Source organism: Rhodopseudomonas sp. WA056 (genome assembly GCF_010906995.1).
GTDB classification, from domain to species: Bacteria; Pseudomonadota; Alphaproteobacteria; order Rhizobiales; family Xanthobacteraceae; genus Rhodopseudomonas; species Rhodopseudomonas palustris_G.
Genome location: NZ_QPFS01000232.1, coordinates 1 through 2,379 on the forward strand (window position 1 = coordinate 1; position 2,379 = coordinate 2,379).

The window sequence follows — 2,379 nt, forward strand, 5'->3', positions numbered from 1 at the left end:
GGTGGGGAGGGCGCTTTGCGCTGATGCCGGCCGCGGAGCCGCAACGCGCCGGGTCCGCTATCCTCCGCGCAAGCGGAGGATGGAGTATTGCAGAGCGCCTGCGGTCAGTAACGTGCGCTCAGGGATACTGGTTCGCCCGCCTGCGCGGGCGATGACGGGGAGGGTGGGCGGCTCAGAAGCCGCCGTCTTCGTCCTCGTCGTCGTGCTTCTTGCCGCCGATGGTCTTGAGCTTGGCGAACACCGCGTCGACGTCGAGATCGTCCTGGCTCTTGCCGGAGGTCGCCGCTTCGTATTCGGCTTCCTTGCGGGTGGTCTCGGACGCCGGCAGCAAAGTGGCGCCGCCATATTGCTGGTCGGCCGGCTTCTCCTTGGCGGCGCGCTGCACCTCGAAGTCGAGGTCGAGCTGCGAGCACAGGCCGAGCGTCACCGGGTCCATCGGGGTCAGGGTCGCGGCGTTCCAGTGGGTGCGGTCGCGCACGGAAGCGATCGTGGTCTTGGTGGTGCCGACCAGGCGCATGATCTGGGCGTCCTTCAGCTCCGGATGATTGCGCACCAGCCACAGGATCGCGCTCGGCCGCTCGTGGCGGCGCGACACCGGGGTGTAGCGCGGCCCCTTCTTCTTGGCGGCCTGCGGCAGCACCACCTTGCTCTCGGCGAGCTTGAGGCGGTAGTCCGGATCGCCTTCGCCCTTCTCGATCTCGTCGCGGGTGAGCTGTCCGCTGGAAATCGGGTCCATCCCCTTGATGCCCTGGGCGGCGTCGCCGTCGGCGATCGCCTTGACCTCCAAGACGTGCATCTTGGTGAAGTCGGCGACCTGATCGAACGTCAACGCCGTGTTGTCGAGCAGCCAGACGGCGGTGGCCTTCGGCATCAGCGGTGCGTTGCTCATGGGCAAATCTCCTTTGTCCCTTGCCCCTCCGGATTCGTCCTGAGGCAAGGCGGGTCGTCGAGGATGACGGGAATTGCCGCTTATATATGCCGTCCGGGGCTTCCCGCGCAAGGAGCCTTGCTAAAGTGCAGGGGCGACGGCCTTGACAGGGCCGCAAACCCGGCCCAATTCCTAAGCTGTTCGACCCATGCGCAACGCCGATGGCGTGCGCCTGTTTTCCGCCGGTTCTGCTCGGCGCCCAGGCCCCCGGATCGCTGCCAATGCTCGCGAAATCGCCGCTGAAAATCGTGCTTTGCTCGCCGCGCGGATTCTGCGCCGGCGTGGTGCGGGCGATCGATACCGTCGAGCGGGCGCTGGCGCTGTACGGCGCCCCGGTCTATGTCCGGCACGAGATCGTCCATAACAAATACGTGGTCGACAGCCTGCGCGCCAAGGGCGCGATCTTCGTCGAGGAACTGGAAGAGATCCCGGACACCAAGGCCCCGGTGGTATTCTCCGCCCATGGGGTGCCGAAATCGGTGCCGGAAGACGCGACGGCGCGGAATTTCTTCTCGATCGACGCCACCTGCCCGCTGGTCACCAAGGTGCACCGCGAGGCGGCGATCCATTTCAAGCGCGGCCGCGAGATCCTCTTGATCGGGCATTCGCACCATCCGGAAGTGGTCGGCACCCTCGGCCAGCTCCCGGCCGGCGCGGTGACGCTGATCGAGACCGCGGCCGACGCTGCGGCGTATCAGCCCAAGGATCCCGACAACCTCGCCTTCGTCACCCAGACCACGCTGTCGATCGACGACACCGCCGGCATCGTCACGGTGCTGCGCGAGCGTTTCCCGAACATTTCCGGGCCGCACCGCGAGGACATCTGCTACGCCACCACCAACCGCCAGGCGGCGGTGAAGAAGGTGGCGCCGGTGGTCGACGCCATGATCGTGGTCGGCGCGCCGAATTCGTCGAATTCGCAGCGGCTGCGCGAGGTCGCCGAACGCGAGGGCTGCAAGGTCGCGGTGCTGGCGCAGCGCGCCTCCGATCTCGACTGGAGCCAGTTCGAGGGCGTCAGGGTGCTCGGGCTCACCGCCGGGGCCTCCGCCCCCGAGGTGATCGTCGAGGAGATCATGGGCGCCTTCGCCGAGCGGTTCGACCTGTCGGTCGAGACGGTGTCGGCAGCCGAGGAAAACGAGTTCTTCCCGCTGCCGCGCGCGCTGCGACCGGACGCCGCCGAATAACTCCGGCCGGAGCCGCGGGCCTCCCCCCTGGGGCGCCCTTTCTTCGCGCGCCGTCTTGGTCTAGGAAGCCGCCAGCTTCCTTCCTTCTGATCGGATCACGCCATGGCGGTCTATACCGACGTCGCCGCCGACGAGCTTGCGGATTTTCTGAGCCGCTACGACATCGGCGATTTGCTGTCCTACAAGGGCATCGCCGAGGGCGTCGAGAACTCGAACTTCCTGCTGCACACCTCGCGCGGCTATTTCATCCTGACGCTGTACGAAAAG

The 2,379-nt window shown here is 66.8% G+C and carries 2 protein-coding genes and 1 pseudogene; 2 read left to right on the forward strand and 1 reads right to left on the reverse strand.

The genetic code is table 11. The features are described from left to right. Window positions 1–172 precede the first annotated feature (172 nt). On the reverse strand, window positions 173–889 hold the full coding sequence (locus DU475_RS23625) for a DUF1013 domain-containing protein (protein WP_047309031.1): 717 nt from the start codon (window positions 887–889) through the stop codon (window positions 173–175). Between the two features lie 260 nt (window positions 890–1,149). On the opposite strand from DU475_RS23625, the gene ispH reads away from it, so the two are divergent. Together ispH and DU475_RS23635 are read left to right on the forward strand one after the other, a co-directional pair. Beyond that, the gene (ispH, locus tag DU475_RS23630) at window positions 1,150–2,112 is read left to right on the forward strand and encodes a 4-hydroxy-3-methylbut-2-enyl diphosphate reductase (RefSeq protein ID WP_013504143.1); all 963 of its coding nucleotides are present in this window, start codon (window positions 1,150–1,152) and stop codon (window positions 2,110–2,112) included. A gap of 102 nt (window positions 2,113–2,214) precedes the next feature. Further along, a pseudogene (locus tag DU475_RS23635) lies at window positions 2,215–2,379 on the forward strand (homoserine kinase); the annotation flags it as partial.